This is a genomic window from Bacillus sp. JJ722, from assembly GCF_036963345.1.
In the GTDB taxonomy this organism is placed as follows: Bacteria; Bacillota; Bacilli; order Bacillales; family DSM-1321; genus Bacillus_AD.
In genome coordinates, this window is record NZ_JBALMO010000088.1 from 1 (window position 1) to 2,984 (window position 2,984).

The window sequence follows — 2,984 nt, forward strand, 5'->3', positions numbered from 1 at the left end:
CTTTTGGGACAGCCCCTTTTTACTATCTATATTAACAACCGCCACATCCGCCACAGAATGAAGCTCCAATGATGATTAATAGAATGAATAAAACGACGATTAGAGCAAAGCCGCCGCCCCAGCCGCATCCGCCGCCACCATAGCCAAAGCCACCACCACCATATCCACCATATCCACCATATCCACCATATCCAAATCCGCCACATCCATCATATCCATGATACATATTTATTCACTCCTCATAAGTTTCTTAAAACATATGCTACATTGATACATTATGAATCACGGCTCGTATCTGTCTGTGCATTAGCCCAATTTTATGAAAAAGTGAAATAAACAAAATTACTACTTGCAAAGTTTATAAACAGAAAAAACTGCTGGTAATACGTATATGTTACGTAAATCAGCAGCTTATTGATCTGTAGATTATTTTGTTGTGATTGTTAAATATGTTGTTTCACCTTTAACAAGTGATGATGTTGCCGTTTTTTCTAGCTTCTCAACAACATCTCCATTTGTAATAATTACAGGAGTAATTGTACTTTTAGCTTTCTCACGAACAAGATCAAGATCAAATGAAATAAGTTTATCACCTTTTTTCACTTTGTCTCCTTCTTTAACATGAGCTTCAAAACCTTCACCCTTCATTGATACTGTTTCTAGACCAATGTGAATTAAGATTTCAACATTGCTGCTTGTTTTTAATCCAATAGCATGTTTTGTAGGGAATACTTGTAGTACTTCCGCATCGATTGGTGCTACGATTACACCTTCAGTTGGGTCTACTGCTAATCCGTCTCCCATCATTTTTTCAGCAAATACTGGATCTGGAACATCTTCTAAAGCAACAAGGCTACCTGTTGCTGGAGATACTAATACATTATTATTGTTGCTAGCTGTTTCTGTTTTATTACCAAAAAGTTTTTTAAAAAACATCAAACTTCCGCCTTTCTTACAATTGCCATACTAAGTAGATGAATAACTATCTTGAAATAACACTTTACCATAAAAAGAAGGTTTATGTAAATAGTTTCACATACTCACCATAACCCTCGTTATCAAGTTCTGATAAAGGAATAAATCGTAAAGCTGCAGAATTTATACAATATCGTAGTCCTGTTGGATTAGGTCCATCTGGAAAAACATGACCAAGATGAGAATCAGCTGTTTTACTTCTAACTTCAATCCTTCTCATACCGTGGCTAAGATCCTCTTTATTCACTATTTCTACTTCATTGATTGGCTTTGTAAAACTTGGCCAACCGCATCCCGCATCGAATTGATCTTGGGATAGAAATAGCGGCTTACCGGATACTATATCTACGTATAGACCTGCTTCTTTATTATTATAATATTCATTTCGAAATGGTGGTTCCGTACCATTATTTTGTGTTACTTCATATTGAATATCCGTTAATTTTTTCTTTAATTCCTCTTTATTCATTCCTCGTCACCCCAATATTCATTTATAAAAGCCGCTCTTCCTGACCCTACATGGTATGCATTATAATGAGTAGGATTTTTTTGATAATATTGTTGATGATACTCCTCAGCATTATAGAAAACTGTAGCTGGAATGATAGGCGTAACAATTGGTGCGCTAAATCTTCCGCTTTGCTGTAATTCAGCTTTTGACTTCTCAGCGACTAAACGTTGCTCGTCATTATGATAGAAAATCGCTGTTTCATATGACTTTCCTCTATCATAAAACTGTCCACCCTTGTCTGTCGGGTCAATCTGCATCCAAAAGATCTTTAATAATGTTTCATAGGAAATGATTTCAGGATTGTACGTGATTTGAATTCCTTCGTAATGTCCTGTTTGGCCGCTACATACTTCTTCATAAGTTGGATTTTCAGTTGTTCCACCTGTATACCCAGACATGACAGATTTTACACCTTCATACTTATCAAATGGTTTGACCATACACCAAAAGCAGCCACCTGCGAATGTAGCCTTCATTAATTCATTGCTCATTCTCTTCACTCTCCTACTATACATCTATTGTTAGCAATACTTCTGTTTTCAATTTTAACGCTTTTTTCCTTCTTATCAAAATAATTCGTCTGATTTAAACTGACACTTGCCCAAGTTCTATTGCATACATTTATTACGTAAGAAAGCGTCATGAAAGGAGTATACGTATGCAATCAAGAAATTCTCACCACTATTTCGAAAAAGCTTCTATGTACGGAATGTTAGCTGATTATTACAAATACAGTAATCCTACATTACACATATATTATTACAAAAAACATTTGAATAGCTTACAAAAAGCAATTGCATCGCAAAGATCAGTAGTGGATCCTCAAAATGAACACCCGGCAAAAGTAAGAATTATGCACGCAGCACCAGATGCACCAAATGTTGATGTTTATATAAACGGTACTAGGATATTGAAAGATTTTCCTTATAAGAAAATAACCGATTACTTACCATTACCACAAGGTAGATATCAAATTGATATTTATCCAACAGGTAACTTAGTATCCACCGTTATTAGTAGGAAAGTGGAAGTACAAAACGGAAAAGTGTATACATTAGCGGCTACAGGAGAAGGAAAAAATCTTAGACTATTAACATTTGAAGATAACCCAAACGTTCCTTATGGTGAAGCTAAATTTAGAGTGATCCATCTATCACCAGATGCACCACCAGTGGATATAGCAGTAAAACACGGTGATGTTATTTTTCCAAATGTCTCATACCGAAAAGCAACCAATTATCTAGGAGTTACCCCTATGCATGTTGATTTAGAAGCGAGGGAAGCAGGTACAAATACTGTTGTTCTAGAATTGCCAGCTATCGACCTAAAACCGAATACCGTTTATTCCATCTATATCATAGGATCAGTTGATGGTACACCTCCACTAGAAGCTCTCATATTAGTACCTTAAGAAAAGCGGAAGGGCCTGTTTAGCTCCGTATGGACTAAAACCATTCGACTGAGATAAAGGAAACACGAAGAGCTGATAAGTGATTCG

At 36.1% G+C, this 2,984-nt stretch carries 4 protein-coding genes and 1 pseudogene; 1 reads left to right on the plus strand and 4 read right to left on the minus strand.

Annotation, left to right across the window (positions count from 1 at the left end; all coding sequences use genetic code 11):
* Positions 1-31 precede the first annotated feature (31 nt).
* The 4 genes and pseudogenes from V7014_RS12280 to msrA form a co-directional block, all read right to left on the minus strand.
* Positions 32-124 (minus strand): annotated as a pseudogene (locus tag V7014_RS12280) (YjcZ family sporulation protein); the annotation flags it as partial.
* A 302-nt stretch (positions 125-426) separates the two neighbouring features.
* Positions 427-936 carry a PTS sugar transporter subunit IIA gene (locus tag V7014_RS12285; protein WP_335507492.1) on the minus strand — a complete coding sequence of 170 codons (510 nt, stop codon included), beginning with the start codon at positions 934-936 and terminating at the stop codon, positions 427-429.
* Positions 937-1,018: 82 nt separating this feature from the next.
* Positions 1,019-1,444 carry a peptide-methionine (R)-S-oxide reductase MsrB gene (gene msrB, locus V7014_RS12290; RefSeq protein WP_335507493.1) on the minus strand — a complete coding sequence of 142 codons (426 nt, stop codon included), beginning with the start codon at positions 1,442-1,444 and terminating at the stop codon, positions 1,019-1,021.
* Positions 1,441-1,977: a peptide-methionine (S)-S-oxide reductase MsrA gene (msrA, locus tag V7014_RS12295; protein ID WP_335507495.1), complete on the minus strand. Its 537-nt coding sequence runs from the start codon at positions 1,975-1,977 to the stop codon at positions 1,441-1,443. Before msrA ends, msrB begins: the two co-directional genes overlap by 4 nt.
* Before the next feature lie 167 nt (positions 1,978-2,144).
* Between msrA and V7014_RS12300 the strand changes: the two genes are divergently transcribed.
* On the plus strand, positions 2,145-2,897 hold the full coding sequence (locus V7014_RS12300; RefSeq protein WP_335507497.1) for a DUF4397 domain-containing protein: 753 nt from the start codon (positions 2,145-2,147) through the stop codon (positions 2,895-2,897).
* Positions 2,898-2,984: the final 87 nt, after the last annotated feature.